Origin of the sequence: Microbacterium sp. Leaf161, assembly GCF_001423645.1 — a bacterium.
Classification (GTDB): domain Bacteria; phylum Actinomycetota; class Actinomycetes; order Actinomycetales; family Microbacteriaceae; genus Microbacterium; species Microbacterium forte.
Genome location: NZ_LMOW01000002.1, coordinates 190,585 through 215,464, shown reverse-complemented (window position 1 = coordinate 215,464; position 24,880 = coordinate 190,585). Strand labels below are relative to the sequence as shown.

Below are 24,880 nucleotides of genomic sequence, written 5' to 3'. Positions count from 1 at the left end.
GGTAGCGTGAAGGCATGAACTACCTCTCGGGAACCGGACTCCTTGGCGCGATCATGACGGGAACCACCCTGCTCCGCGGCTCCCGCGACACGCAGCTCACGTGGCGATCTGCGCTCGCGTGGGTGAGCTGGGGCATCAGCCTGGCCCTCGCGATCGGCGCGGTCGTCGACACCCGGCGGGCGAAGCAGGGACGCCCCGTCTCGCCGGACTCGCCCGTCTACGCGAAGCAGCAGCGGGAGCACGAGAAGCAGGCCAAGAAGGAGTCGAAGGGCATCAAGCCCCTCAAGCGCTGACTTCTCAGCGTGTGAGGATCAGCGCCTCACCCTGACCACCGCCGCCGCACAGCCCGACGGCAGCGGTGCCCGAACCGCGGCGCGCGAGCTCATGAGCGACGTGGACGACGAGCCGCGTGCCGGATGCTCCGATCGGATGGCCGATCGCGATGCCGCCGCCGTGGATGTTGACGACGTCGCTGCTCAGACCGAGTTCGACCTGCGATCGTGCGACCACGGCTCCGAACGCCTCGTTGATCTCGACGACATCCAGATCCGCCGGTGCGATCCCCTGCTTCTCGCAGGCCCGCTCGATCGCTCGGGCGGGCTGGGCCTGCAAGGAGTTGTCCGGGCCGGCGGTCTGACCACTCGCTCCGACGGTGACGAGCACCGGCCATCCCTTGGCCTCCGCGGTGCCGCGAGTGGTGACGACGACCGCAGAGGCCCCGTCGGAGATCTGAGACGAGTTGCCCGCCGTGATCGAGCCGCCGTCGGCGAACGCCGCCCGGAGACCTGCGAGCGACTCGACGGTGGTGTCGGGTCTGATCCCCTCGTCGGCGGTGACGAGCACCGGCTCTCCGCGGCGCTGTGGCACCGCCACCGGCACGATCTCGTCGTCGAACACCGCGGCCGCCTGCGCCGCCGCGGCGCGCTGATGCGACAGTGCGGCAACCTGGTCCTGCGCGTCCCTGGTCAGGTCGTAGCGGGCGTTGTGGCGTTCCGTCGACGCGCCCATGCTCTCTTTGTCGTAGGCGTCTGTGAGGCCGTCGTAAGCCATATGGTCGAGCACCTCGACGCTGCCGTACGTCCATCCGTCGCGCGAACCCATGAGCAGGTGCGGAGCTCTGGTCATCGATTCCATCCCGGCCGCGACGACGACCTCCGCGTCGCCCGTGCGGATCATCCGAGACGCGTCGATGATCGCGGTGAGGCCGGACAGGCACACCTTGTTCACGGAGTGAGCCGGAACCTCCCAGCCGATGCCGGCGCCGATCGCCGCCTGTCGAGCGGCGTTCTGGCCGGACCCGGCCGCCAGGACCTGACCCACGATCACGGCGTCGACGTCCGAGGGATCCATGGATCCCTGTTCGAGCGCGCCTCTGATCGCGAACGCACCGAGCTGCGGGGCGGTGAAGCTCGCCAGCTGGCCTTTGAGCCGCCCCTGCGGGGTGCGCGCGGCGGCGACGATGACGACGTCCTGGTCTTTCGGGTGGTCGTGGGCGCTCATCTCAGCCCCTCCGTTCTCTGGGTTCATCGGTCGAGCATCTCTGCGGGAATGGCGAGCGGCGGCTCGGTCGAGTCGACGACCTGTTCCACTGTCACGCCCGGTGCGAGCTCGACCAGGGCGAGACCATCGGGTGTGACGTCGATGACCGCAAGGTCGGTGATGATCCTGTCGACCACGCCGCGTCCGGTGAGGGGAAGCGAGCAGTCGTGCACGATCTTCGCCGATCCGTCTCTCGCGACATGCTCCATCAGGACGATCACGCGCGCGGCGCCATGCACGAGGTCCATCGCGCCACCCGGGCCCTTCACCATCTTTCCAGGGATCATCCAGTTCGCGAGGTCTCCCGTCGCGGACACCTGCATGGCGCCGAGGATCGCGGCGTCGATCTTTCCGCCTCGGATCATGCCGAAGCTCGTCGCCGAATCGAAGAACGCCGCGCCGGCGAGCACCGTGACCGTCTCCTTGCCCGCATTGATCAGATCAGGGTCCACCGCACCCTCGGACGGGTACGGCCCGACCCCGAGGATGCCGTTCTCGGACTGCAGCACGACAGTCACGCCGTCCGGCACGTGATTGGGCACGAGCGTCGGCAGCCCGATCCCGAGGTTGACGTACGACCCGTCCCGCAGCTCGGCGGCAGCGCGTGCTGCCATCTCATCGCGCGTGAGCGCCATGTCAGACTCCTTCCGCAGCGACGGTGCGTCGCTCGATGCGCTTCGGGATGTCTGTGCCGACCTCGACGACGCGATGCACGAAGACACCGGGCAGATGGATGCGGTCCGGGTCCAGCTCGCCCGGTTCCACGAGCTGCTCGACCTGCGCGATGCAGACTCGTCCGGCCATCGCCGCGAGCGGATTGAAGTTACGGGCCGCCTTGTTGAAGATCAGATTGCCGTGCCTGTCCCCCGCCAGCGCGTGCACCAGTGCGAAGTCGGTTGTGATGGCCTCCTCGAGCACATGGTCACGTGGCCCTGTCGGCGTGTCGAAGGTGCGCACATCCTTGGGCGGGGACCCCACCGCAACGCTGCCGTCGGGGTTGTAGCGCCGAGGAAGCCCGCCCTCGGCGACCTGCGTGCCGACACCGGTCTGCGTGAAGAACGCTGCGATCCCCGATCCTCCCGCACGAAGCTTCTCGGCCAGCGTTCCCTGCGGCGTCAGCTCGAGTTCGAGCTCGCCCGAGAGGAACTGCCGCTCGAACTCCTTGTTCTCGCCGACGTACGAGGACGTCATCTTGCGGATTCGTCCGGCAGCGAGCAGGATGCCGAGACCCCAGTCGTCGACTCCGCAGTTGTTGCTGACGACACTGAGTCCGGCCGTGCCCTGGGCGAGCAGCGCCTCGATCAGTGAGATCGGGTTGCCGCAGAGTCCGAACCCTCCGACGGCGAGGGAAGCACCGTCTCCGATGTCTGCGACCGCCTCCGCGGCATTCGCCCACTGCTTGTCGATCACGCATTCTCCTTCGAAAGACGTACCTGTTCAGCATCCGCTTCTCGGGCCCCGGAAGATAGGCGGCTCTTGCGATGTGGACGCATCAGGGCTTAGCGTCCACATTATGGAATCCGTCGTCGTCGTTCCGGGAACGCAAGCGATCGCCCGCGCCGCGAAGCTCCTCCGACTGGTCACCTCCAGCGGGCACGACGGCGCGACGCTGCAAGATCTCGCACGAGCCGCTGAGCTGTCTCGCTCCACCGCCCATCGGCTCCTGTCCGCGCTGCGCTCGGAAGGCCTGGTCGACCGTGATGAGTCCACCGCTCGCTGGATGCCGGGCCCGGAGCTGTTCCTCATGGGATCGGTCGCGGCCGCACGCTACGACGTGACTGCCCTCGCTCGGGACATCGTTCGATCACTCGCGGTCAAGACGGAGGAGAGCGCCTTCCTCTCCGTGCGCAGGGCAGACGAGACGGTATGCCTGCTCCGCGAGGAAGGGTCCTTCCCGATCCGGTCGTTCGTGTTGAGCGAGGGCGTCCGATTCCCTCTCGGCGTGGCAAGCGCCGGCCTCGCCATCCTGGCCTTCCTGCCTGACCACGATGTGGACGCCTATCTCGAACGGCATCCCGACCTGGAGACCGCGTGGGGCCGCTCACACGGCGCTCGCCCCCTGCGTACACGCCTCGCGGAGACGAAGGAGCGGGGCTACGCGGTGAACCCCGGGCTCATCGTCGAGGGAAGCTGGGGCATCGGCGCAGCGGTCTTCGATCGGTCGGGGCGGCCTGAGTGGGCCCTCAGCCTGACCGGCGTCGGGTTCCGCTTCGGACCCGATCGGATCGGCGACCTCGGCAGGACGCTCCTCGCCCACGCGCACCAGCTCTCCGCGCGGATCGCCGGGGCACGGCGCTGACCTGACCCGATCTCAGTACATACCAACCGGTATATACTCGGTGGTATGAATCGTCAGGATGTCATTCCCTCACTCGTGCTCTCGGGGTACGCGCTCGGCCGCATCGCCGCGCAGGACGCCGGCAACGACGCACCTGCCGCACAGTGGCGGGTGCTGAGCCTGCTCGAGCAGGCCGGGCCGAAGAGGGTCGGAGAGCTCGCGGCCGCGGCGCGCACGACCCAACCCGGTATGACCCGGCTGATAGGGAATCTGGAGCGCGACGGACTCGTGCTCCGCTCCCCCGACGCCGAGGACTCGCGCGCGATCGCCGTCGCCATCACCGGGGCAGGGTCACGTGCGCTGCAGGCATGGCGCGAAGAGTTCCGCGACACTCTCGCTCCGCGCTTCGCCGACCTCAAGGCCGACGAATGGGGCGTCCTGACCCGCGCTGCCGAGATCCTTGCAGCGCACACCACCACAGAGTCGACAGGAGCTACAGAGTGAACACCCCCGCCACCTCAGTGTGGAAGCAGCCAGCCCAGGTGTGGGCCGTCGCATTCGCGTGCGTCGTCGCCTTCATGGGCATCGGACTGGTCGATCCGATCCTCCCCGCGATCGCAGAATCGCTCCAGGCGAGCCCGTTCCAGACCGAGCTGCTGTTCACGAGCTACCTCGCGGTGACCGGACTGGCCATGCTCGTCACCAGCTGGATCTCGAGCCGCATCGGCGCGAAGAAGACACTGCTGATCGGACTGGCGCTGATCGTCGTGTTCGCCCTCTTCTGCGCGCTCAGCGGCAGTGTCGACGCGATCATCGGCTTCCGCGCGGGGTGGGGTCTCGGCAACGCCCTGTTCATCTCCACCGCGCTGGCGACGATCGTCGGATCAGCGACCGGAGGCAGCTCCGCGGCCATCATCCTGTATGAGGCGGCTCTCGGCCTCGGCATCGCGATCGGCCCGCTCCTGGGCGGCCTCCTCGGCGAGCAGAGCTGGCGCGCACCGTTCTTCGGCGTCGTGGTGCTGATGGCGATCGCGTTCCTCGCGGTCCTCGTCCTTCTGCGCGGCCCCGCTGAGAAGCGCACGCCGGTGCCGTTCTCGGCGCCTTTCAAGGCCCTCGGCAAGCCTGCCCTCGCCGTGCTCGCCACGGCGGCGTTCTTCTACAACATCGGGTTCTTCATCCTGCTCGCCTTCTCGCCGTTCCCCCTCGGCTTCGGAGCGATGGGGATCGGCTTCACCTTCTTCGGCTGGGGCATCGCGCTCGCGGTCACGAGCGTGTGGGTCGCGCCGCTGCTCATGCGCCGGATGTCCCGCACCCGTGTGATCCTCACGGTTCTCCCGCTTCTCGCCGTCGATCTGATCGTCGCCGGGTTCCTGGTGGAGTCGTCCACGTCACTCGTCGTCTGCATCGTCGTCGGCGGACTGCTGCTCGGAGTGATGAACACCGTGCTCACCGAGGCTGTCATGGAGGCGACGGACCTGCCCCGATCGGTGGCCTCCTCGGCGTACTCCTCGGTACGATTCCTCGGCGGAGCGATCGCTCCGCCGCTCGCGGCAGCCCTGTGGCACGCGCTCGACGCGACGGTCCCCTATCTCGTCGCAGCCGCCGCAGTGCTGGTCGCCGCGCTGACGATCTTCCTCGGACGCAGGATCCTCGCGCACATCGACGACGAGCCGGATGACGCCGCCGTCGAAGACGCCGAAGCGATCCTGCTGGGCGACGCCGCGTGAGACTCGAGCCTGCTGCGTTCGATACCTTGGGGTCATGAACGACCTCCCCGAGCGCAGCAGGCTCGTGCAGCAGCAGCTCGTCGATGCCGGTGTCCCGGCAGAGATCCGCATCCTGCCGGATTCCGCGCGGACTGCCCCCGAGGCTGCCGCCGCGATCGGATGCGATGTGTCCGCGATCGCGAACAGTCTCGTATTCGTCGCCGACGGGACGCCGGTTCTCGTGATGACGAGCGGCGGTCACCGGGTCGACCTCGACGTCCTGGCGCGCAGCACCGGCGCCGCCACTATCGCGATGGCACCGGCATCCGTCGTGCGCGAGGCCACCGGCCAGGCGATCGGCGGAGTCGCACCGGTCGGGCATCCGACGCGGCTGCGCACCTACATCGACGAGGATCTTCGCGAGCACGGAGAGATCTGGGCCGCAGCCGGGCACCCGCATACGGTGATGCCGCTGACCTTCGAGACCCTTCAGCACCTCACCGACGGAGACGTCATAGCGGTCGACTGAGCGACCACTACTTCACGGTCACCGTGATCTCGGCGGTCTGCTGATCGTCTGCGTCTTCGGGAACCGCCCCGCGGAACTCGTATTCGAACTGAATCACCGTCGTGCCGTCACCGACCGGCGCGAACCGATACGAGACCTCGCTCGGAGCACCGGTCTCCCCGTCCTGGCCGAGGTAGCGGGATCGCTCATCGCCAGGTCCGAGCACGGCCGGGTCTGGCTCGCGAGTGATCACCCACGCATCGCCGACTGTCGGATTGATCTCACCGAATTCGACCACGAGGGCTTCTCCGGGCGCGAGTGTGACCGACGAGGTCGTGTAGGCGACCGTCTTCTCGGCCGCAGAACAGCCCGTCAGTCCCAGACCGAGAGATGTTGCGACCGCCACGACGGCGCAGGCCTTCACCAGTCTGCCCATGGCCATCCCCCTAGCGTTTGCATCACGCTAGCGCACCGAGTGCATGATTCCCGGCATCTCCGTGGGTGCAGAAAAGCCCCGATGACTGGCGAGAGTCATCGAGGCTGATCCGTGCACCCCCTCGGACTTGAACCGAGAACCCACTGATTAAGAGTCAGTTGCTCTGCCGATTGAGCTAGAGGTGCGTGGCCCGGGAATTCCCCGGCCGAGGAATTACATTACCAGCGGATCGCCGCCGGACGAAATCGAGCCGGGTCGTCCGCGTCAGCCGCGCGTGTCGCCCCATGTCAAGCCCTCTCAGACTCCCTTGTTCAGGCGGTTATCCTGGATTCGTGACCGCCTCCCCCCGCGTCGACGACTTCTCTCGCGACCTCGCACTCGCCCTCCGACTCGCCGATGCCGCCGACGCGCAATCCCTCCCCCGGTTCGACAGTCCCGACCTCGAGGTCTCGACCAAGGCCGACAACTCGCATGTCACAGACGCCGACCTCGCGACCGAGCGGGCGATCCGCTCGCTCCTGGCGACCGAGCGGCCGGACGACGGCATCTTCGGCGAGGAGTTCGGCGCCGAGGGCAGCACCCACCGGCAGTGGATCATCGACCCGATCGACGGCACCGCCAACTTCCTCCGCGGAGTGCCGCTGTGGGGCACCATGATCGCCCTCGCGGTCGACGGAATCCCGCAGGTCGGCGTCGTCAGCATGCCTGCCATCGGACGCCGCTGGTGGGCCGCCGCAGGTTCGGGAGCGTGGACCGCCACGGACGCCGAGCCGCGCCGCATCCGAGCGTCCGCCGTGTCGTCTCTCGACGACGCCAGCGTCAGCTTCCAGAGCATCGCCCAGTGGGCTGAGTCCGGGCACATCGACCAGTTGCTGACGCTCGCCGATCGCGTGTGGCGCGATCGTGCGTACGGTGACATCTACGCATACATGCTCCTTGCCGAGGGGCGAATCGACATGGTCGCAGAGTTCGGCGTCAAGGAGTACGACGTCGCCGCCGCTGTGCCGATCGTGCGGGAAGCCGGCGGTCGGATGACCGGGTTCGACGGTGCGGAGACGATCTCGGATCTCTCCACACTCGCCACCAACGGCATCCTCCACGAGGCCTTCCTCGATCTCCTGCACGACTGACCCCCGGATGAAGGCTCGCGCGATGAACCGCTTCACCTCCGCCGCACTGGGCGCTCTGCTGCTCGCTGTCGCGCTCACCTCCTGTGCCGGGACGCCGGACGGATCCGCCTCGCCCACTCCGGACGCGCCGAAACCCTCCCCCTCGGCCACAGCCGAGCCCGTGGCGTCTCCGACCCCCACATCCGCGGCGGAGCCCACCTGCGACACGATCGTGTCGGCCGGCACGGTGAAGGTGCTCACCGATCAGGGGTGGACGTTCGAGGAGAAGGAATTCGTGGTCGGCGGCGTGACGCTCGCCGATGGCCTCCTCTGCTTCTGGGCCGACTACAGCGTCGCCTCCGACCATGGCCAGCTCTACGGATGGTCGACGATCAGCGCAGAGGATGCCGCCTCCGCGCAGTCCTCCCTGCTGGCAGAAGGCTGGACCCGAGAAGACGGCCCCGACGGCATCTACATCACCGAGAACCCGCAGTTCGCCATGGGCACCGACGAAGACGGATACGGCATGACCTACCTGTTCGGCGACGGATGGGTCAAGTTCGCGGATACCCGCCAGGGTCTGATCCTGATCGAATGGGCCGGCTGACGGCACTCCAGTCCGCCCGTTTCGGTGCGCTCATCGCACCGGCGCGTCGATCACCTCGTCCACCAGGAGAATGCCGCCGGTGGAGTTCACCGACTGCATGAGATCGTCGATCCAGCGTGGGTTCAGCTGCGGCTGCTCCGGCTCGTCGAAGGTGAAGCGCAGCGGGATCGACGGGTGGATCCAGATGGTGGACCGCCCGCCCGGCTCTCCCTCGGGGTGGCGCCACGACAGCGTGAAGCTCTCCTGTCGGCGGAGCTTGGTCGCGATGACGATCTTCAGATGCGCGAGTGCTCGATCCTCGATGTGGATCGGAACGTCGGACGCGCCATAGAACAGCGTTGCCATGCAAACCAGAATACTGATCGGACGGCGATTGGTGCGCACGCGCCGCGGCCCCGAAGAGCCGATCATGAGCGGTGTATCGTCGCTCGCATGGATTCGGAGCTCGCTGACATCGCGGTGACGCTCTACACAGGTTCGCCGACCGAGTTCATCACCGCACGAAACGCCCACGCCGCCGGCACCGAGGACCCCGCTCTCGCGGCCCGAATCCGGGCCTTGAAGAAGCCGTCGGTCGCGGCCTGGGTGGTGAACGTCTTCGCGCACGAACGCAGCTCGCAACTCGGAGAGGCGTTGCTACTCGCCGAAGAACTGCGCGAAGCGCAGGCGGATCTGGACGCTCGCGCTCTCGCACAGCTCGGACGCGACCGGCGCGCCCTCACCAACAGGCTCGCCGCGGACGCCGCCGAACTCGCCGAAGCGCGCGGACAGCGCATCACGGCTTCGACGAGAGAGGCGGTGCAGCAGACCATCAGCGCCGCCTTCTTCGATCCGACCGCTGCGGCCGCCGTCGCGTCCGCTCGGTTGGTGCGGGAATTGGAACCGGCCGGCACGTTCGCAGACATCGCCGACAGCATCGTCGGCGGGGGCGCTCCTGCCGCCCCCGCGGTCGCCGCCAAGCCTCTCGATGAGGTCAAGGCTCGCCGAGAGCGGCGGGATGCGGAACGGGCCGTCCGAGAGGCGGAGAGGACGCACGATCGCGTGGTCCGCGAGGCGGCCACAACGGACCGGGCGCTCAGGGATGCATCCGTGCGCGTCGACGAGCTCACACATCGCGAGCAGGAACTCGAGGCAGAACTGGCGAAGGTGCGGCGCGATGCGAAACGTGCACGAGGTCAGGCCGAGAAGGCGGAGACCGAGCAGGAAGCACTCGCGCAGCGCGTACGAGACGCGGAGGACGATCTCCGCGCCGCGCAGAGTGCCCTCGCCCGACTCGCCGGCGATTGAAAAAGGCCCGCCTCCCTGGTTGATCACCAGGGAGGCGGGCCTTCTTGCTTGTGACAGCGACGTGGTGGAGCTGGGGGGAATCGAACCCCCGTCCAACGCTGAGTCTCCACGCCTTCTCCGGGCGCAGTCTGTGAAGACGTTCTGCTCGGCTCCGACCTTTGTCACAGACACCTAAGTCGACGAGCCCAGCCTGGGAAGAGTCCCACGTGACGTCCAGACGCCATCACGCAGCAAGATTCCTAGATGACGCCAGGATCCGTATCGGAATCACATACGGCCTGACGGACTATCGGGCTCGCTTATGCAGCGAGGGCGAAGTCGTTGCGCTTGGTTTCGGCAACTATTGTTTTGCAGAGAGCGTTTACGAGATAACTCTGCATCCTCGGCCCGCTTCTCGTGGATTCACAGGCGCTGTCGAAACCGATCAGCCCCGTGGTCCTTCTCTCGAAGGAGCCGCTGTCACACTGTTGATTTTTCACCTCGGGAACGCGAGTCCCCGAGCGTCATAGACTACAACGTTCGCGGCGGCTGCGCCATTCCTGGGCTCCTCAGTGCGCTGGCGTAGAGTCGCGACATGAGCGAAGTCACCGTCACCGTCCGGGGCGAGCATGAGGCGCGGATCGCGCCCGAGCGCGCCACCATCCGCGTCAGCGTCCGCGCCGAAGGCGCCGAGCGAGCAGCAGTCGTCGACCGCGTCATGCGTCTCACCGAGCCTGTGCGCGAGAGCATCGTCGCACGATATGACACCGGTGTCGTCGTCGACTGGTCGAGCAAGCGACTGTCCGTGCGCGCCGAACGTCCGTGGAACAACGAAGGCAAGCGTCTCGCCCCCGTGCACTACGCCAGCATCGATCTGACTGCGACCTTCGCCGAGGCGTCCGAGCTCTCGCTCTGGGTATCGGACGTCTCGCCGTGGGACGGAGTCGAGGTCGGATGGGTCGACTGGCATCTCACGACCGAGACGCGCTCGCGGATCGAGCGCGAGGTCGCGGCGGCGGCAGTCGGAGTGGCTGTCACACGCGCGCAGGCGTACGCGACGGCGCTCGGACTCGGCACCGTCGTGCCTGTGGAGATCGCCGATGTCGGGCTGATCGCGCCGACACCCGTCCAGCCGTTCTCCGGCATGGCGAAGGTGCGCGGCGCCATGATGCAGGAATCCGACACAGGCGGTGCGTCGATGGAGTACGAGCCTGACGAGATCGTCATCTCGGCCACCGTGGAGGCGCGCTTCCTCGCTCGCTGATCCGGGCCGTCAGGCGCTCACGGCGAAGGGTGCGAGATCGGCCGCGAGCCGCTCCGACACACGCGCATGCACGACCGTGCCCTGCTCGCTGTGATCCACCGACAGGAGCATCCCCGTCTCGTGGATCGCCGCGACCAGATCGCCGCGGTCATACGGAACCACCGCGTGAACCTCGACGGCGGGCTTCGGAAGCGCCTCTTCGATGGCTGCTCGAAGCTCCTCGATGCCCTCACCCGAACGCGACGAGACGAAATGCGCTTTGGGCTCGAGGCCCTGCAGCACGAGACGCTCATCGTCGGCGATGAGATCCGCCTTGTTGAAGACGACGATCTCCGGCATGTCACGCACGCCGACGTCGCCCATCACGTCACGCACGGTCTGCAGCTGACCGGCGGGATCGGGGTGCGATCCGTCGACCACGTGCAGCACGACATCCGCCTCGCCGACCTCTTCGAGCGTCGAACGGAACGCCTCCACGAGCTGGTGCGGAAGGTTGCGAACGAACCCGACCGTGTCGGTCAGCGTGTACACACGTCCGTCTGAGGTCTCCGACCGGCGCACCGTCGCGTCCAGCGTCGCGAACAGCGCGTTCTCCACGAGCACCCCGGCGCTCGTCAGGGCGTTGAGCAGGCTCGACTTGCCGGCGTTGGTGTAGCCCGCGATCGCGACGGACGGAATCGTGTTGCGCTTGCGCTCGGCCCGCTTCGCCTCTCGCGCCGGGCCGTAGTCGCGGATCTGTCGGCGCAGCAGCGCCATCTTGGTGCGGATCCGGCGACGGTCGAGCTCGATCTTCGTCTCACCGGGGCCGCGCGAGCCCATACCGGCGCCGCCGGCACCGACCTGGCCACCCGCCTGGCGGCTCATCGAGTCACCCCAGCCGCGCAGACGCGGCAGCAGGTATTCGAGCTGCGCCAGTTCGACCTGCGCCTTGCCCTCGCGGCTCTTGGCGTGCTGACTGAAGATGTCGAGGATCACGGTGGTGCGATCGATGACCTTGACCTTGACGACGTCCTCGAGGGCGCGTCGCTGGCTGGGGGCGAGTTCGGTGTCGGCGATCACGGTGTCGGCGCCGGTGGCTGCGACGATGCCCTTCAGCTCCTGCGCCTTGCCTCGGCCGATGTAGGTCGCGGCATCCGGGTGCGGCCGTCGCTGCAGAACGCCGTCGAGCACGACCGCGCCTGCGGTCTCAGCAAGGGCCGCCAGTTCACGAAGCGAGTTCTCCGCATCGTCCTGGGCCCCCTGCGGGTACACGCCGACCAGCACCACGTTCTCAAGGCGCAGCTGCCGGTACTCGACCTCTGTGACATCTTCTAGTTCGGTGGAGAGACCGCCGACGCGCCGCAGCGCATGACGATCCTCGAGGTCCCACTGGTCGCCGTCCGACGAGGCATGCGAGGCCGTCGACTGGTCCTGCAGCGCCTGCGCGGCGCCGAAGACACGAGCCTCCGTCCGCTTCTCCGCATTCGCGAGTACGCGATCGACTGCTTCGTCACCTGTGGAGTGTGTGGTGGTCTCCGTCATCCGTCCCTAATCTCTGGGTTTTGTTGCGAGCCTTAACCTTAGCCCGCGCTGTCCGCTACGCTCACGGTATGGGGTCCGACCATTACTTCACCGCGGCCCCGGCAAGCCCCGAGAACCTGCGATCGATCCGTGTGACGCTCGCAGGCCGAGAGCTGGACGTCACCACTGCTGGCGGCGTCTTCAGCCCGGATCGGCTGGATGCCGGTACAGCCGTCCTTCTCGCAAACATGCCCCCGGTTCCGCCGGGAGGCCATCTTCTCGACCTCGGAAGCGGGTGGGGGCCCATCACGCTGTCGATGGCGCTGGCTGCGCCCCATGCGACCGTGTGGGCCGTCGACGTGAATGAGCGAGCTCTCGATCTCGTGCGGCGCAACGCCGCGGCTCATGGTCTCAAGAACATCAACGCCTCCTTGCCCGAAGATGTTCCCGCCGACGTCACATTCCGCTCGATCCGTTCGAACCCGCCGATCAGAGTGGGCAAGAACGAGCTTCACGGACTGCTCGAGAAGTGGATCCCCCGGCTCGACGAGCGCAGCGACGCCTGGCTCGTCGTGCAGCGCAACCTCGGCGCGGATTCACTGCAACGGTGGATCGGCTCGACGTTCCACCCTGGTTTCAGCGTCCACCGGACCGCCACGTCCAAGGGGTACCGCATCCTGAAGGTGCGCAAGCACGGAACCCCTCCGACCGAGCCGATCACGCTCGTCTGAGCCTTCGCAGCGACGACGTCACCGACCCGCGAGTTCGGGAAGATCGCGCATGTCCGTGAACACGATGGCGCCCTCGCGCTCCAGCCAGACAGCTGGGGTGAGTCCGCCGGCATAGCCGAGAACACGCATGCCCGCGGCGCGGGCGGCCTGGACTCCGAATCGACTGTCCTCGACCACCACGCAGCGTTCAGGGCTGACGCCGAGCTGCTCAGCCGCGTGCAGGAAGAGATCAGGGGCAGGCTTGCCGTTCGCGACGTCGTCTGCGCTGAAGATCCGCCCGTCGAATCGCGGCAGGAGCCCCGTCTGGCCGAGCGTCCGCCGGATCTTCGCATGGGCGCCACTCGATGCGACGCACGTCGCTGTCGTGATCTCGTCCAGCGCTGCCTCTACCCCGTCCACCGCCGTCAGCTCGCGCGCGAATGCGTCGAGGTACCACGGCTGGTAGGGCGCCTCCCAGTCGTCGGGAAGCGGTCGACCCCGGTGTGCTTCGACCTCAGCGCGGAAGTGCGCGGAGGAGCGTCCGACGAACCGGTGCAGGATCTCGTCGTGGGAGAGAGACCATCCGAGGTCTGCGAGAACCCTGCGATCCACCTCGATCGAGAGCTTCTCGCTGTCTACGAGCACCCCGTCACAGTCGAAGATGACCAGGTCGATCTGGCCGGTCGTCGACATCAGATCAGGTCGACCTCGCCGCTGAAGACGAGCTGGGCCGGCCCGGAGAGGGCGACGTGCTCACCGTCCTCTGCAGGGAACATGCGCACACCGAGAGTGCCGCCCGGGACCTCCACGCGCCAGTTGTCGGGTGCCTTCGAGCCGGCCCAGTAGCGCACGGCCAGAGCCGTGGCCGCGACACCCGTGCCGCAGCTCAGGGTCTCCCCCACGCCGCGCTCTGAGACGCGCATCGAGACGTGTCCGATGCCGTCCCTCACCAGCGGCTCCCCCGGGACGACGAACTCGACGTTCGCCCCCGCGGGAGGGGCGGGATCGAGCACGGGAGCGCGGTGCAGCTCGAGAGACGACAGCTCCACCTCGGAGGCGAGTGCGACCACGACATGCGGATTTCCGACGTCGATGCCCAGACCGGGTCTCGTGACAGGGAGCCCGTCGGCAGTGACGAGCGGGTCATCGCCGGAGAGCTTCCACAGGCCGAGATCCACCTGGTACCCCGTCTCGCTGCGCGTCACGTCGCGGACACCCGCACGCGTTCCGATCGGGAGTGTGGAACCGGGCTCGATCGTGGCGAGGCCGGAGCGCACGAGGTAATGCACGAAGACGCGGATGCCGTTGCCGCACATCTCAGCGATGGACCCGTCTGCATTGCGGTAGTCCATGAACCACTCGGCGGCGGGCTCCTCCGCGAGAGCAGCCTGCCCGTCGGCGATCGCCGCAGAGCGCACCACACGAAGGATGCCGTCGGCGCCGATGCCTCGGTGTCGATCGCAGAGGACGGCGACCTGCTCGGCGCTCAATTCGAGAGCGCCGTCGGGGTCGGCGATGATGACGAAGTCGTTGCCGGTGCCGTGTCCTTTGGTGAATGCGACCATCCACCCAGTCTAGAGATCGCGGCTATGCGTCGACGATCAGACGCCTGCCCGTGTTCGATACCGAGAATCGCTCGTATCCGAGGTCGTCGTAGAAGCCCAGCACTTCCTCGTTGCCCTCTCTGACCATGAGCTGCACCTTCGGGCAGCCCATTTCCAGAAGAAGTCGCTCGGCTTCGCGCACGAGAGAGCGCGCGATCCCCTGATGACGGTGCGACCGGGCGGTGGCCAGGTAGTACAGCCATCCCCTGTGCCCGTCGTAACCCGCCATCACGGTGCCGATGATCCGCGCTGATGTCGACCGTTCCTCGTCCTCGACGACCAGGAACAGCTCGGGCTGCACCGTGAGCTTGCGCTCGATGTCGAGCCGGGGGTCGTTCCACGGCCGCGTGAGGCCAGCCTCGGTCCAGAGAGCCACCACAGACTCCGTATCCGCACGATCGAATGCGCGGACCTCCCAGGTCTCGCCCGAGCTCACGGGAGTCGACGGCTCAGCCATGCAGCACACGGTAACGGCCGCACATGAAGTTGCGGTTGCGTGCGACCTCGAGAAGCTGGAGGTCCAGTGCTCTCGGCAGCAACGGCGCCCCCGAGCCGAGTGTCACAGGCGCGTACTGCACCCACACCTCGTCGAGAAGACCGGCATCGGCGAACTGCCCGGCCAGGTCGCCACCGCCGACGACCCACAGATCCTTGCCCCCGGCGGCGGCGACCATCTCGGAGTGCACGGCGGCGACGTCACCCTGCGCCGCGCGAATGTCAGCGCCGGCCGGAAGCTCGAGCGGTCGGTGGGCGAAGACCCATGTCGGCTGCTCGTACCCCCATCGCCCTTCCTCGTGGCGCATGACCCATTCGTATGTCGATGCTCCCATCGCCAGAGCACCGATCGTCTTCTCGAAGCCGGCGTACGACATGGGTCCTTCTTCGTCGATGTCCTGCTTCAGCAGCCAGTCGAGGGAGTGCTGATCAGTCGCGATGAAACCGTCGATGCTGCTCGCGGTGTAGAAGTGGGTGGCCATTGATCAACCATCTCACCAGGCACCGACATCCAGCCACCGAGATCGGTGAGTCTGCGGGCTCAGGGGGCGACGAGCGAAGCGGCGTCCACCGGTGGTTCGTGCCACGTGAGGCCGGGATAGCGCTTGAACCACGACACCTGGCGGCGGGCGTAGCGGCGGGTGAGCGCCTGCGTCTCGGCGATCGCCTCGGCCTGAGTGAGCCGGCCATCGATCTGCGCGAGCGCCTGGCTGTAGCCGATGGCGCGCTGAGCTGTCGCGCCGTTCTCGAGCCCCTCGCGACGGAGCCCCTGCACCTCGTCGACCAGGCCCGCTTGCCACATGCCCTCGACGCGGGCGTCCAGCCTCTCGACCAAGGCTCCGCGGTCGACGTGCAGGCCGATGAGACGCGTGTCGGCCTGCCAGAGCGCTGGCTGTTCCGGCAGAGACGCGCCGTGCGTGACGCTGCCCTGCTCGAGGACTTCGAGCGCACGGATCACCCGTCTGGCATTCTTGGGGTCGACGCGGGAGGCCGTCGCGGGATCGAGCTTTCGCAGCCGGTCGAGCATGCCACCGACACCCTCGCTTTCGAGCTCGCGTTCGAGCCGCTCCCGGATCACCGGATCACGCGGCGGGAAGGCGAAGTCGAACACGACGCTGGACACGTACAGACCCGATCCGCCCACGAGGATGGCGTCGGCCCCGCGTCGCTGGATGTCGGTGATCACGGACCGCGCCAGCGGCTGGTACCAGGCGACGGCGGCTTCCTCCTGCACCTCCCGCACGTCGAACAGATGGTGGGGAATCCCCCGGCGATCGTGCGGGGCGAGTTTCGCCGTGCCGATGTCCATTCCGCGGTAGAGCTGCATGGCGTCGGCATTCACGATCTCGGCGGCGTTGCCTCGGCTGCGCAGCACCTCAGCGAGATCGAGGGCGAGATCGCTCTTGCCCGTTCCTGTCGCGCCCACGATCGCCCAGAGCCACGGAACCCTGTCCGCGGCGCTCGACGCCGGATCGGTCATTCCTCGAGCAGTGGTCACCTGCCGACGCGGAGCGTCGGCAGACCGAGGGATACGGCACGGGTGCCCTCGCCGGACGTCGGTGCTGGCACAGCACAGGACTCCGCCTGTCCTCGGTCCCAGGCGTCCCCGCCACGCGTGCGACGGATCCGCAACGGGAGGCCTGTCGGGTCGTCTGCGAGCAGGTGGAAGGGCGCCGCATGGGTGATCGTCACCGAGACGACATCACCGGGCCGTGGGACAGCGGATCCGGGAGTGACCTCGAAGTGGACGAGTCGGTTGTCCTCGGCGCGTCCGGTCAGACGGTGGGTCTCGGCATCCTTCTTGCCTTCGCCCGTCGACACCAGGACATCGACCTGGCGTCCGACCTGCTTCTGGTTCTCCTCGAGGGAGATACGCTCCTGAAGCGCCATGAGCCGGTTGTAGCGCTCCTGCACCACAGCCTTGGGAATCTGGTCCTCCATGGTCGCGGCGGGTGTGCCCTCACGGATCGAGTACTGGAACGTGAACGCACTCGAGAACCGGGCCTGTTCGACCACCCGCATCGTGTCTTCGAAGTCCTCCTCCGTCTCACCGGGGAATCCGACGATGATGTCGGTGGTGATCGCGGCGTGCGGAATACGATCACGGACGCGATCGAGGATCCCGAGGAACTTCTCGCTGCGGTACGACCGTCTCATGGCCTTCAGGATGCGGTCGCTGCCGGACTGGAGCGGCATGTGAAGCTGCGGCATCACGTTGGGAGTCTCTGCCATCGCGTCGATCACATCGTCGGTGAAGGCAGCGGGGTGAGGACTCGTGAAGCGGATCCGCTCGAGCCCGTCGATCTCGCCTGCGGCGCGGAGCAGCTTGCCGAAAGCCTGTCGATCCCCGAACTCCACGCCGTAGGAGTTGACGTTCTGTCCGAGCAGAGTGACTTCGATGGCGCCGTCTTCGACGAGCAGGCGGATCTCATTGAGGATGTCGCCCGGGCGGCGGTCCTTCTCCTTGCCCCGAAGACTCGGAACGATGCAGAAGGTGCACGTGTTGTTGCACCCGACCGAGATCGACACCCAACCGCTGTGCGCAGAATCGCGCTTCGTCGGAAGCGTCGAGGGGAACACCTCGAGCGACTCCAGGATCTCGAGCTCGGCGTCACCGTTGTGGCGCGCGCGCTCGAGAAGGCCGGGAAGCGAACCCATGTTGTGCGTGCCGAAGACGACGTCGACCCACGGCGCTTTCTCCAGCACGGCCTGCTTGTCCATCTGCGCCAGGCAGCCGCCCACGGCGATCTGCATCCCGTCCTTGCGTCGCTTCACCGAGGCGAGCTGGCCCAGCGTGCCGTAGAGCTTGCCTGCGGCATTGTCGCGCACCGCGCACGTGTTGATGATCACCACGTCGGCCTCGGCACCGTCAGTCGCGCGGACATATCCTGCGCTCTCGAGCGAGCCAGAAAGTCGCTCGGAATCGTGGACGTTCATCTGGCAGCCGAAGGTGCGGACCTCGTAGGAACGCTGGCGTCCATCAAGATCGATTGCTGCGGACGATGACGCGATGATCGTCGGCTCACTGCGAGGGATATTCATGATCCCCCCATTCTACGAGCGGTTGCGCGACACCGCCGCTGAGGCGAGGGGCTCGAGCCCCTCGCCTCAGTCAGTCCGAGTCGACGAACCGAACCCCGGATGAAGACGAGCCGAAAGAGGCCTCAGCAAGGGCAGACTTGGCGGCTGTCATCGCGACCGAGCCGTTGTAGCCACGGCGGGACAGCTGACCGACCAGACGTCGCAGCGCTGTGTCGCCGTCGAGACGAGACATGGCTCGTGCTTTCGAGCGTGCGTACTCGAGTGCGCGCTCGGCGTCATCGTCGGGAATGTCGTCAAGCGCCGCATCGATCACATCGCGAGGGATGCCCCGTTGCGAGAGCGCCCTCGACAGCGCAACTCGCCCCTGCCCCTTGCGCTCGATCCCGGATGTCACCAGCTGGCCGGCGAGTAGCGTGTCGTCGAGGTACCCTCGTCGACAGAAATCATCGATCACATCATCGATCGCACCAGCATCGAGCCGCACGGCGTTCTTCTCATAGCCCCTCAGAACCATCCGCGCTTCCGACAGAGAGAGCGAACGAGTCCGCAGCTTGCGGACGAGGAGCTCTTCTGCGTCGGCACGCAATTGGGAGGGGTCGACGCCCTGGACATCGTCGGATCCCAGATCCTGCGACTGCAACGCGCGCAGACGCGGTGCGGACCGAGCCGCTGCGCCGCGAGCAGGATGTCGCTCACTGGGCCCATGAGAGTCGATGGGCGCGACGGGATTCGAATCGCGGCTCGAGACGCCCCCTGTCGACTGCCACACCCCGGCGTCGGGCGCCGAACGAGCTGTCGCGCTTTCGACCTCCGGACCTTCCCGGTCGACCGACTTCGCGCGTGTGTCGTCACGACCGAAAAGGGGGATGATGGGGGCGAGCTGCTCAGGCCCGCCCCCGCCATCACTCATGGTTCACTCCGGGTGTTCCCCAACCGCGAACCATCACGCTCATGCCGGACGACGCTCGGCGAGCTCGTCAGCAGGCGCCTCGGTGGCTCCTCCGATGCCGAGCTTCTGCTTGATCTGCGTCTCGATCGCAAGCGCGACATCGGGGTTCTTGAGGAGGAACGTCCGCGCGTTCTCCTTGCCCTGGCCCAGCTGGTCGCCGTCGTAGGTGTACCACGATCCGGACTTCTTCACGATGGCGTGCTCGACACCGAAGTCGATCAGGCTGCCCTCGCGCGAGATGCCGACGCCATACAGGATGTCGAACTCCGCCTGCTTGAACGGCGGTGCCATCTTGTTCTTCACCACCTTGACCCTGGTGCGGTTTCCGACTGCATCGGTGCCGTCCTTCAGCGTCTCGATGCGGCGGATGTCCATGCGAACCGACGCGTAGAACTTCAGCGCCTTTCCACCCGCGGTGGTCTCGGGCGATCCGAAGAAGACGCCGATCTTCTCGCGCAGCTGGTTGATGAAGATCATCGTGGTGTTCGTCTGGTTGAGTCCACCCGTGAGCTTTCGCAGTGCCTGCGACATCAGTCGAGCCTGCAGACCCACGTGGGAGTCACCCATCTCGCCCTCGATCTCAGCCCGAGGCACGAGAGCCGCGACGGAGTCGATGACGATCAGATCGATGGCGCCGGAGCGGACGAGCATGTCCGCGATCTCGAGCGCCTGCTCACCCGTATCGGGCTGCGAGACGAGAAGAGCGTCGATGTCGACACCGAGCTTCGCGGCGTAGTCGGGGTCGAGCGCATGCTCGGCATCGATGAAGGCGGCGATCCCGCCGGCACGCTGGGCGTTTGCAATCGCGTGCAACGTGAGCGTCGTCTTACCCGAGGACTCGGGGCCGTAGATCTCGACGATTCGTCCACGCGGGAGCCCTCCGACGCCGAGGGCGACATCGAGAGCGATCGAACCGGTCGGAATGACGGCGACGGGTGCGCGCTCGTCGCTGCCCAGTCGCATGACCGAGCCCTTTCCGAACTGACGGTCGATCTGGGCGAGTGCTGTCTCGAGGGACTTCTCGCGGTCAGCGGGTGATGGCATGACGTGCTCCTTATGCTCGCGTGGTGCCGCCTGTAGGCTGTCGCGGTCCTCCCGGCTGGGCGGAACTCTCCGACAAGGCGTATGGCTCTTCGGCTTGCTGTTCACCGTACGAGGGGCCTCGGACATTGCGTCGTCAGCTCCGCGAATCAGGGAGAACACCGTCTCCGAACCACTTGTGCAGAAGACTACGCCCGTTTCGAACACATATTCGACGACACGCCGTCACGGCATGTCGTTAGTCGAACGCTCGTCGTATGGGTCGGAGGGTCATCGCTTGCGCGGCTCGAGGAGCCCTGCGCCGTGCCGCCGCTCCTGAGGCACATCGGTCTCGGCGCACAGCGCCAGCCAGATGTCACGCGGGGGAACGCCCGCGTCCAGAGCCTGGTCCGCAGTGCGTCCGGCGAGCTGGGTCAGAATGAGGTCACTAACGAGGGACGACCCTCGACCACCGAATTCCGCGTCGACTGCGCGGAGGAACTCACTGCGACGCATCAGAGAACGAAGAGAATCCGACGCTCAGTGAAGCGAAAGCTCTGGCTCGACGGAAGCCACGAGGTCATCGGGAACGACATCCGGGAAGACCTGGATGCCCTCGAGGACGGAGATGCGGTCGCCGACCTCTCGCATGATGATCGAGATGGGAACATCCAGAGCATCGGCCACCGAGGCGAGAATCTCGCTCGACGCCTCTTTCTGGCCCCGCTCGACCTCACTGAGATAGCCCAGGGCCACGGATGCCTTGCTTGCAACCTGCCGGAGCGTACGCCCCTTCTGCAGGCGGAAGTCCCTCAGCACATCGCCGATTTCCTGTCGTACAAGAATCATCGGAACCTCCTCCCAGATCGCCTTCTCGAGGTCTCCCTCGAGGAGACCGCCAGTCTAGTCCTACCGACCTTCACAAAATCTACCTTCGCACGCTGTGCTTTCGGTGTGAGCACATAGGACATAACGGAACCCGCGCATCAGCTATTCCCGCAGGATCCGCGCGAGCATGGCCACGGCCGCATCGACCGTCTGAGCGCGGACCTGGGCGCGATCGCCGTCGAACCTGAATGCCTCGCTCACGGACGTGTACGGGGTCACCACGGCGATGTGCACCGTGCCGACGGGCTGACCGTCGGGTGGATCCGGTCCCGCGATCCCCGTGGTCGAGACGCCGACGTCAGCAGGGACTCCGGAGACCTGCAGCGCGCGACGCGCCCCAGCCGCCATCTGCAGCGCCACATCGGGGTGCACGGGCCCGTGCGCATCGAGCAGGCCGTCGTCGACCCCCAGAAGCGTGTGCTTCACAGGGGTGGCGTAGGCGACGATCGCTCCGCGCAGCGACGCCGACGCGCCTGGCACCGAGACGAACTCCGCAGCGAGAGCTCCGCCCGACAGCGACTCCGCGATACCGAGGGTCCAGCCACGCTCGATCAGCGCGGCGAGCACCTCCGACGCCGACGCCGACGTCACGACGGCTGCCGTGCCCCTCGCACCTGCGCCACGATGTAGTCGATGCCACTCGCGACGGTGAGGATCAGCGCCAGGATCATCAGGATCGCCGTTCCGACCACCCACAGCTGGGGTCCTATCACCACGTGCAGCGGGAGCAACGCCCAGGAAAGAGCCACGGCCTGAACCGCAGTCTTGATCTTGCCCATCCACGCGGCCGCCACGACGTGCTCCTTCGCGACCATGAGGCGGTGGATCGTGATGCCCCACTCGCGGATCAGGATCACGATCACGACCCACCAGTTGAGCTCCCCGAGCACGGCGAGTCCGATGAAGCCCGCTCCCGTGAGCAGCTTGTCAGCGATCGGATCCCACAGCTTGCCGAAGTCGGTGACGATGTTGTGGCGACGCGCGAGGTAGCCGTCGACCCAGTCGGTGGAGATGCCCACGACGAACAGGATCGCCGCAACCCAACGGATGACGATGTCATCGAGCCCGTAGGTACCGCCCATCAGGAGCAGGATGAAGAAGATCACCGCAAGCGGTATACGCGCGATGGTGATCGCGTTGGGGAGCTGCCGTGGAATAGCCATCAGTCTCGTCCTGTCAGTCCCCAGGCGTCTTCGTCGCCGTCGTCTTCAGCTTCGACCACCGGCAGCCCCTGGAACTGGGCCTCGACCGGGTCGTGCGGTGCTCCGGCCGCGGTTGCGGCAGAAGTGGGAGCGGCCGGCTTCGGTGGAGCGTCGTCGCCGCGCAGTTTCGCCATGACCTGGGGCAGCTGCTCGGCCGTCGCCAGCACGTCACGCGCCTTGGAGCCCTCAGACGGGCCGACGATCTCTCGCGACTCGAGGAGGTCCATCAGGCGACCCGCCTTGGCGAATCCGACGCGCAGCTTGCGCTGCAGCATGGATGTCGATCCGAACTGCGACGACACGATGAGTTCGGCGGCCGCGAGGAGAAGCTCGAGATCGTCCCCGATGTCCTCGTCGACCTCCTTCTTCTTCGTGGGCTCGAGTGCTTCCTGCACGTCCGCGCGGTAGTCGGGACGAGCCTGACGGGTGACGTGCTTGACGACCGCGTCGATCTCCTTCTCGTCGACCCACGCTCCCTGCAGACGGAACGGCTTGGATGATCCCATCGGCGAGAACAGCGCGTCGCCCTGGCCGATGAGCTTGTCGGCACCGGGGCTGTCGAGGATCACTCGGCTGTCTGTGACGCTCGTCACCGCGAACGCGAGGCGCGACGGGACGTTGGCCTTGATCAGACCGGTCACGACGTCGACGCTGGGGCGCTGGGTGGCGAGCACCAGGTGGATTCCGGATGCTCGCGCGAGCTGGGTGATGCGGACGATCGAATCCTCCACATCACGCGGGGCGACCATCATCAGGTCTGCGAGCTCGTCGACGACCACCAGCAGGTACGGGTACGGCTTGAGCACGCGTTCGCTGCCGACGGGGAGCTCGACCTCACCGGCGCGCACCGCCCGGTTGAAGTCGTCGATGTGGCGGAATCCGAACGACGCGAGGTCGTCGTACCGCATGTCCATCTCCTTCACGACCCACTGCAGCGCCTCGGCGGCCTTCTTGGGATTCGTGATGATGGGAGTGATCAGGTGCGGAACACCCGCATAGCTCGTCAGCTCCACCCGCTTCGGGTCGATCAGGACCATCCGCACGTCCGTGGGCCGAGCGCGCATGAGCAGGCTCGTGATCATCGAGTTGACGAAGCTGGACTTACCCGACCCTGTGGAACCGGCGACCAGGAGGTGCGGCATCTTCGCGAGGTTCGCGATGACGATGTTGCCGCCGACGTCCTTTCCGACGCCGATCGTCATCGGATGCGTGCTCTTGTGCGCCGCGGGCGACCGCAGCACATCGCCGAGAGCGACCATCTCCTTGTCGGCGTTGGGAATTTCGATGCCGATCGCGCTCTTGCCCGGGATCGGCGAGAGGATACGCACATCGTTGGACGCGACCGCATAAGCAAAGTTGTTGCTCAGCTGGAGGATCTTCTCGACCTTCACGCCGTGGCCGACCTCCACCTCGTACTGGGTGACTGTCGGACCACGAGAGAATCCGGTGACCTTCGCGTCGACCTTGAACTGCGTCAGCACGCTCGTGATCTGCTCGATCACCTTGTCGGTCGCTTCAGAACGCATGACCGGCGGCGGTCCTTCGACCAGCAGCCCCGGCGAGGGAAGCACGTAGGGAGTCACGGGCGCCTGCGGCCCCTTCTCCCCCGGCCCCGGGGTTCCGAAGCCGTCGAGTCCCGGCAGCTCGGGCATCTCGCCCGTGTCGGACTCATCGTCGAGGAGCGCGGTGGTCTGCTGCCCGGCCAACGACTCGGTCACCGAGCGCACGTCGGACAGCACCTCCGTCGCGGCATCCGAGGCGTTCTCCACGACGACGGCCTGGTCGTATGCAGGAGTCGGCTCCGAGGTGGTGAGCAGAGCGGTGATGTCGTCGGATCCGAGAGTGCCCTCGTCGGGGTCCTCCTCGCGGCCGGTCTTGTTGCGTCGCCACCATGGCAGGACATCAGGATCGTCGACCTTGTCTGCCTCGTCGATCGCGGTGGCATCCTTCGCGGGCTTCTCCGGCCGCTCGGCGTCGAACATCCACGCATAGAGATCCCCGAGCCGCTGACCGATGCGGTTCGGCGGAGTCTTGGTCAGGATCAGGACGCTGAGAGCAGCGACCACCGACAGCACGATGTACGCGCCCACCGGGGTGAGGTACGACAGCGGCTCCCCGAGCATCCACCCGAACAGCCCGCCTGCCTCGCTGAGTGCGGGCATGCCGTCCTTGGGCTGCGGTCGCACGAGCAGGCCCGCGGAATCGATGCGGCCGGCCGCGGTATGGCAGAACCCCGCGAGGGCGAGGATGAAAAGCCCGAACCCGATGCCGATTCGTCCGTTGTCGTGCACCGACGAGGGATGCCGGAACAGCCAGCCGGCGAGCAGCAGGAGCAGGACCGGCATGATGAAGGCCACGCGTCCGACGAGAAGCCCTACCGAGTAGGCGCTGATGTTGGCAGCGACCTCGTTGCCGATGAAGAACCATTCGTTGACCGCACCGGCGATCGCCAGCAGCACGAGCAGGAACGGGAAGCCGTCGCGCCGATCGTCCTTCTCGAGGGTCTCGGGTCCGAAGGCTCGGAACAGTCCGCCGACACCGTGGGCGAGCCCGTTCCAGGCCCGCACCGCCACCGGGGGCTTGTCGATCTCGTCGATGTACTTCTTGGGCGCTGCCTGAGCCTTCGGAGCAGCCTGCCTCTTCGGGCGAGGCGTGGCGCTCTCGGACGCGCGCGCTGACTTCGTGGTACTCCTGGCCATACTCTCACGTTACGTCCAGGGGGCGACATAGGCCCGTAATGACGCGGCATTCCGCGGT

At 66.8% G+C, this 24,880-nt stretch carries 29 protein-coding genes, 1 tRNA gene and 1 other RNA gene; 10 read left to right on the top strand and 21 right to left on the bottom strand.

Going from position 1 to position 24,880, the window contains the following annotated elements; all coding sequences use genetic code 11:
• The first annotated feature begins 14 nt into the window (after window positions 1-14).
• Window positions 15-293, top strand: a complete 279-nt coding sequence (locus ASF87_RS13735) for a hypothetical protein (RefSeq protein ID WP_042541749.1) — start codon at window positions 15-17, stop codon at window positions 291-293.
• 4 nt (window positions 294-297) lie between these two features.
• Here ASF87_RS13735 and ASF87_RS13730 read toward each other — a convergent pair whose 3' ends face one another.
• From ASF87_RS13730 to ASF87_RS13720, 3 genes are read right to left on the bottom strand one after another with little or no spacing between them, the layout of a single operon-like run.
• Window positions 298-1,500, bottom strand: coding sequence for an acetyl-CoA C-acetyltransferase (locus ASF87_RS13730; protein ID WP_056376640.1), 1,203 nt, complete (start codon window positions 1,498-1,500; stop codon window positions 298-300).
• Between the two features lie 23 nt (window positions 1,501-1,523).
• Window positions 1,524-2,174, bottom strand: coding sequence for a CoA transferase subunit B (locus tag ASF87_RS13725; RefSeq protein ID WP_200933761.1), 651 nt, complete (start codon window positions 2,172-2,174; stop codon window positions 1,524-1,526).
• 1 nt (window position 2,175) lies between these two features.
• The gene (locus tag ASF87_RS13720; RefSeq protein WP_056376639.1) at window positions 2,176-2,949 is read right to left on the bottom strand and encodes a CoA transferase subunit A; all 774 of its coding nucleotides are present in this window, start codon (window positions 2,947-2,949) and stop codon (window positions 2,176-2,178) included.
• Between the two features lie 103 nt (window positions 2,950-3,052).
• On the opposite strand from ASF87_RS13720, the gene ASF87_RS13715 reads away from it, so the two are divergent.
• The 4 genes from ASF87_RS13715 to ASF87_RS13700 are packed head-to-tail and all read left to right on the top strand — an operon-like array spanning window position 3,053 to window position 6,052.
• Window positions 3,053-3,838: an IclR family transcriptional regulator gene (locus ASF87_RS13715; protein WP_056376638.1), complete on the top strand. Its 786-nt coding sequence runs from the start codon at window positions 3,053-3,055 to the stop codon at window positions 3,836-3,838.
• 45 nt (window positions 3,839-3,883) lie between these two features.
• Window positions 3,884-4,321: a MarR family winged helix-turn-helix transcriptional regulator gene (locus ASF87_RS13710; protein WP_056376637.1), complete on the top strand. Its 438-nt coding sequence runs from the start codon at window positions 3,884-3,886 to the stop codon at window positions 4,319-4,321.
• The gene (locus ASF87_RS13705) at window positions 4,318-5,544 is read left to right on the top strand and encodes an MFS transporter (RefSeq protein WP_056376636.1); all 1,227 of its coding nucleotides are present in this window, start codon (window positions 4,318-4,320) and stop codon (window positions 5,542-5,544) included. Before ASF87_RS13710 ends, ASF87_RS13705 begins: the two co-directional genes overlap by 4 nt.
• Before the next feature lie 34 nt (window positions 5,545-5,578).
• Window positions 5,579-6,052 (top strand): YbaK/EbsC family protein, encoded by a 474-nt coding sequence (locus ASF87_RS13700; RefSeq protein WP_056376635.1) that lies wholly within the window; start codon window positions 5,579-5,581, stop codon window positions 6,050-6,052.
• Between the two features lie 7 nt (window positions 6,053-6,059).
• Here ASF87_RS13700 and ASF87_RS13695 read toward each other — a convergent pair whose 3' ends face one another.
• Together ASF87_RS13695 and ASF87_RS13690 are read right to left on the bottom strand one after the other, a co-directional pair.
• Entirely contained in the window at window positions 6,060-6,473 is a 414-nt protein-coding gene (locus ASF87_RS13695) for a protease inhibitor I42 family protein (RefSeq protein WP_157550115.1), read from the bottom strand.
• A gap of 106 nt (window positions 6,474-6,579) precedes the next feature.
• A tRNA-Lys gene (locus ASF87_RS13690) sits at window positions 6,580-6,652 on the bottom strand.
• A 147-nt stretch (window positions 6,653-6,799) separates the two neighbouring features.
• On the opposite strand from ASF87_RS13690, the gene ASF87_RS13685 reads away from it, so the two are divergent.
• Window positions 6,800-7,597 carry an inositol monophosphatase family protein gene (locus tag ASF87_RS13685; protein ID WP_056376633.1) on the top strand — a complete coding sequence of 266 codons (798 nt, stop codon included), beginning with the start codon at window positions 6,800-6,802 and terminating at the stop codon, window positions 7,595-7,597.
• A 22-nt stretch (window positions 7,598-7,619) separates the two neighbouring features.
• Entirely contained in the window at window positions 7,620-8,183 is a 564-nt protein-coding gene (locus ASF87_RS13680) for a hypothetical protein (RefSeq protein ID WP_056377033.1), read from the top strand.
• Between the two features lie 30 nt (window positions 8,184-8,213).
• On the opposite strand, the gene ASF87_RS13675 is transcribed toward ASF87_RS13680, so the two are convergent.
• On the bottom strand, window positions 8,214-8,528 hold the full coding sequence (locus tag ASF87_RS13675) for a DUF7882 family protein (RefSeq protein ID WP_056376632.1): 315 nt from the start codon (window positions 8,526-8,528) through the stop codon (window positions 8,214-8,216).
• 87 nt (window positions 8,529-8,615) lie between these two features.
• Here ASF87_RS13675 and ASF87_RS13670 point away from each other — a divergent pair, with 87 nt between their 5' ends.
• On the top strand, window positions 8,616-9,470 hold the full coding sequence (locus ASF87_RS13670) for a hypothetical protein (RefSeq protein WP_056376631.1): 855 nt from the start codon (window positions 8,616-8,618) through the stop codon (window positions 9,468-9,470).
• Window positions 9,471-9,532: 62 nt separating this feature from the next.
• Here the strand turns inward: ASF87_RS13670 and ssrA are convergent.
• Window positions 9,533-9,902: a transfer-messenger RNA gene (gene ssrA / locus ASF87_RS17540) on the bottom strand.
• Between the two features lie 142 nt (window positions 9,903-10,044).
• Between ssrA and ASF87_RS13665 the strand changes: the two genes are divergently transcribed.
• Window positions 10,045-10,713, top strand: a complete 669-nt coding sequence (locus tag ASF87_RS13665; RefSeq protein WP_056376630.1) for an SIMPL domain-containing protein — start codon at window positions 10,045-10,047, stop codon at window positions 10,711-10,713.
• 9 nt (window positions 10,714-10,722) lie between these two features.
• Here ASF87_RS13665 and hflX read toward each other — a convergent pair whose 3' ends face one another.
• The gene (hflX, locus tag ASF87_RS13660; protein ID WP_042541761.1) at window positions 10,723-12,234 is read right to left on the bottom strand and encodes a GTPase HflX; all 1,512 of its coding nucleotides are present in this window, start codon (window positions 12,232-12,234) and stop codon (window positions 10,723-10,725) included.
• A 68-nt stretch (window positions 12,235-12,302) separates the two neighbouring features.
• Between hflX and ASF87_RS13655 the strand changes: the two genes are divergently transcribed.
• Entirely contained in the window at window positions 12,303-12,944 is a 642-nt protein-coding gene (locus ASF87_RS13655; protein WP_042541762.1) for a class I SAM-dependent methyltransferase, read from the top strand.
• A gap of 18 nt (window positions 12,945-12,962) precedes the next feature.
• Here the strand turns inward: ASF87_RS13655 and ASF87_RS13650 are convergent, their stop codons facing one another.
• The 13 genes from ASF87_RS13650 to ASF87_RS13590 all read right to left on the bottom strand — a co-directional run bounded on the left by ASF87_RS13650 (window position 12,963) and on the right by ASF87_RS13590 (window position 24,822).
• Window positions 12,963-13,616, bottom strand: coding sequence for an HAD family hydrolase (locus ASF87_RS13650; RefSeq protein ID WP_056376629.1), 654 nt, complete (start codon window positions 13,614-13,616; stop codon window positions 12,963-12,965).
• Window positions 13,616-14,488: a diaminopimelate epimerase gene (gene dapF, locus ASF87_RS13645; RefSeq protein ID WP_056376628.1), complete on the bottom strand. Its 873-nt coding sequence runs from the start codon at window positions 14,486-14,488 to the stop codon at window positions 13,616-13,618. Before dapF ends, ASF87_RS13650 begins: the two co-directional genes overlap by 1 nt.
• A 22-nt stretch (window positions 14,489-14,510) precedes the next feature.
• On the bottom strand, window positions 14,511-14,984 hold the full coding sequence (locus ASF87_RS13640) for a GNAT family acetyltransferase (protein ID WP_082508925.1): 474 nt from the start codon (window positions 14,982-14,984) through the stop codon (window positions 14,511-14,513).
• Window positions 14,977-15,504: a dihydrofolate reductase family protein gene (locus ASF87_RS13635; protein WP_056376627.1), complete on the bottom strand. Its 528-nt coding sequence runs from the start codon at window positions 15,502-15,504 to the stop codon at window positions 14,977-14,979. The genes ASF87_RS13640 and ASF87_RS13635 overlap by 8 nt, the downstream gene beginning before the upstream one ends.
• 59 nt (window positions 15,505-15,563) lie before the next feature.
• Window positions 15,564-16,502 carry a tRNA (adenosine(37)-N6)-dimethylallyltransferase MiaA gene (miaA, locus tag ASF87_RS13630; RefSeq protein WP_056376626.1) on the bottom strand — a complete coding sequence of 313 codons (939 nt, stop codon included), beginning with the start codon at window positions 16,500-16,502 and terminating at the stop codon, window positions 15,564-15,566.
• Window positions 16,503-16,516: 14 nt separating this feature from the next.
• Window positions 16,517-18,064, bottom strand: coding sequence for a tRNA (N6-isopentenyl adenosine(37)-C2)-methylthiotransferase MiaB (miaB, locus tag ASF87_RS13625; RefSeq protein WP_056376625.1), 1,548 nt, complete (start codon window positions 18,062-18,064; stop codon window positions 16,517-16,519).
• A 70-nt stretch (window positions 18,065-18,134) separates the two neighbouring features.
• Entirely contained in the window at window positions 18,135-18,548 is a 414-nt protein-coding gene (locus tag ASF87_RS18070; RefSeq protein WP_235558966.1) for a regulatory protein RecX, read from the bottom strand.
• Between the two features lie 465 nt (window positions 18,549-19,013).
• Window positions 19,014-20,057 carry a recombinase RecA gene (recA, locus tag ASF87_RS13615; protein WP_042541770.1) on the bottom strand — a complete coding sequence of 348 codons (1,044 nt, stop codon included), beginning with the start codon at window positions 20,055-20,057 and terminating at the stop codon, window positions 19,014-19,016.
• A 267-nt stretch (window positions 20,058-20,324) separates the two neighbouring features.
• A complete protein-coding gene (locus tag ASF87_RS13610) occupies window positions 20,325-20,549 on the bottom strand; it encodes a DUF3046 domain-containing protein (protein ID WP_056376623.1) in 225 nt (74 codons plus the stop codon).
• Window positions 20,550-20,573: 24 nt separating this feature from the next.
• Window positions 20,574-20,882 carry a helix-turn-helix domain-containing protein gene (locus tag ASF87_RS13605; protein ID WP_042541772.1) on the bottom strand — a complete coding sequence of 103 codons (309 nt, stop codon included), beginning with the start codon at window positions 20,880-20,882 and terminating at the stop codon, window positions 20,574-20,576.
• A gap of 141 nt (window positions 20,883-21,023) precedes the next feature.
• Window positions 21,024-21,512 (bottom strand): CinA family protein, encoded by a 489-nt coding sequence (locus ASF87_RS13600; protein ID WP_056376622.1) that lies wholly within the window; start codon window positions 21,510-21,512, stop codon window positions 21,024-21,026.
• Window positions 21,509-22,084, bottom strand: coding sequence for a CDP-diacylglycerol--glycerol-3-phosphate 3-phosphatidyltransferase (gene pgsA, locus ASF87_RS13595; protein ID WP_056376621.1), 576 nt, complete (start codon window positions 22,082-22,084; stop codon window positions 21,509-21,511). The genes ASF87_RS13600 and pgsA overlap by 4 nt, the downstream gene beginning before the upstream one ends.
• Window positions 22,084-24,822 (bottom strand): FtsK/SpoIIIE family DNA translocase, encoded by a 2,739-nt coding sequence (locus ASF87_RS13590; protein ID WP_056376620.1) that lies wholly within the window; start codon window positions 24,820-24,822, stop codon window positions 22,084-22,086. Before ASF87_RS13590 ends, pgsA begins: the two co-directional genes overlap by 1 nt.
• Between the last annotated feature and the right edge of the window lie 58 nt (window positions 24,823-24,880).

Excerpts from the sequence above, each read along its gene's own strand:
- ASF87_RS13735 (WP_042541749.1), top strand. The coding sequence starts at position 15 with ATGAACTACCTCTCGGGAACCGGACTCCTTGGCGCGATCATGACGGGA.
- ASF87_RS13730 (WP_056376640.1), bottom strand. The coding sequence starts at position 1,500 with ATGAGCGCCCACGACCACCCGAAAGACCAGGACGTCGTCATCGTCGCC.
- ASF87_RS13725 (WP_200933761.1), bottom strand. The coding sequence starts at position 2,174 with ATGGCGCTCACGCGCGATGAGATGGCAGCACGCGCTGCCGCCGAGCTG.
- ASF87_RS13715 (WP_056376638.1), top strand. The coding sequence starts at position 3,053 with ATGGAATCCGTCGTCGTCGTTCCGGGAACGCAAGCGATCGCCCGCGCC.
- ASF87_RS13710 (WP_056376637.1), top strand. The coding sequence starts at position 3,884 with ATGAATCGTCAGGATGTCATTCCCTCACTCGTGCTCTCGGGGTACGCG.
- ASF87_RS13700 (WP_056376635.1), top strand. The coding sequence starts at position 5,579 with ATGAACGACCTCCCCGAGCGCAGCAGGCTCGTGCAGCAGCAGCTCGTC.
- ASF87_RS13695 (WP_157550115.1), bottom strand. The coding sequence starts at position 6,473 with ATGGCCATGGGCAGACTGGTGAAGGCCTGCGCCGTCGTGGCGGTCGCA.
- ASF87_RS13680 (WP_056377033.1), top strand. The coding sequence starts at position 7,620 with ATGAACCGCTTCACCTCCGCCGCACTGGGCGCTCTGCTGCTCGCTGTC.
- ASF87_RS13675 (WP_056376632.1), bottom strand. The coding sequence starts at position 8,528 with ATGGCAACGCTGTTCTATGGCGCGTCCGACGTTCCGATCCACATCGAG.
- ASF87_RS13670 (WP_056376631.1), top strand. The coding sequence starts at position 8,616 with ATGGATTCGGAGCTCGCTGACATCGCGGTGACGCTCTACACAGGTTCG.
- ASF87_RS13665 (WP_056376630.1), top strand. The coding sequence starts at position 10,045 with ATGAGCGAAGTCACCGTCACCGTCCGGGGCGAGCATGAGGCGCGGATC.
- hflX (WP_042541761.1), bottom strand. The coding sequence starts at position 12,234 with ATGACGGAGACCACCACACACTCCACAGGTGACGAAGCAGTCGATCGC.
- ASF87_RS13655 (WP_042541762.1), top strand. The coding sequence starts at position 12,303 with ATGGGGTCCGACCATTACTTCACCGCGGCCCCGGCAAGCCCCGAGAAC.
- ASF87_RS13650 (WP_056376629.1), bottom strand. The coding sequence starts at position 13,616 with ATGTCGACGACCGGCCAGATCGACCTGGTCATCTTCGACTGTGACGGG.
- dapF (WP_056376628.1), bottom strand. The coding sequence starts at position 14,488 with ATGGTCGCATTCACCAAAGGACACGGCACCGGCAACGACTTCGTCATC.
- ASF87_RS13640 (WP_082508925.1), bottom strand. The coding sequence starts at position 14,984 with ATGGCTGAGCCGTCGACTCCCGTGAGCTCGGGCGAGACCTGGGAGGTC.
- ASF87_RS13635 (WP_056376627.1), bottom strand. The coding sequence starts at position 15,504 with ATGGCCACCCACTTCTACACCGCGAGCAGCATCGACGGTTTCATCGCG.
- miaA (WP_056376626.1), bottom strand. The coding sequence starts at position 16,502 with ATGACCGATCCGGCGTCGAGCGCCGCGGACAGGGTTCCGTGGCTCTGG.
- miaB (WP_056376625.1), bottom strand. The coding sequence starts at position 18,064 with ATGAATATCCCTCGCAGTGAGCCGACGATCATCGCGTCATCGTCCGCA.
- recA (WP_042541770.1), bottom strand. The coding sequence starts at position 20,057 with ATGCCATCACCCGCTGACCGCGAGAAGTCCCTCGAGACAGCACTCGCC.
- ASF87_RS13610 (WP_056376623.1), bottom strand. The coding sequence starts at position 20,549 with ATGCGTCGCAGTGAGTTCCTCCGCGCAGTCGACGCGGAATTCGGTGGT.
- ASF87_RS13605 (WP_042541772.1), bottom strand. The coding sequence starts at position 20,882 with ATGATTCTTGTACGACAGGAAATCGGCGATGTGCTGAGGGACTTCCGC.
- pgsA (WP_056376621.1), bottom strand. The coding sequence starts at position 22,084 with ATGGCTATTCCACGGCAGCTCCCCAACGCGATCACCATCGCGCGTATA.
- ASF87_RS13590 (WP_056376620.1), bottom strand. The coding sequence starts at position 24,822 with ATGGCCAGGAGTACCACGAAGTCAGCGCGCGCGTCCGAGAGCGCCACG.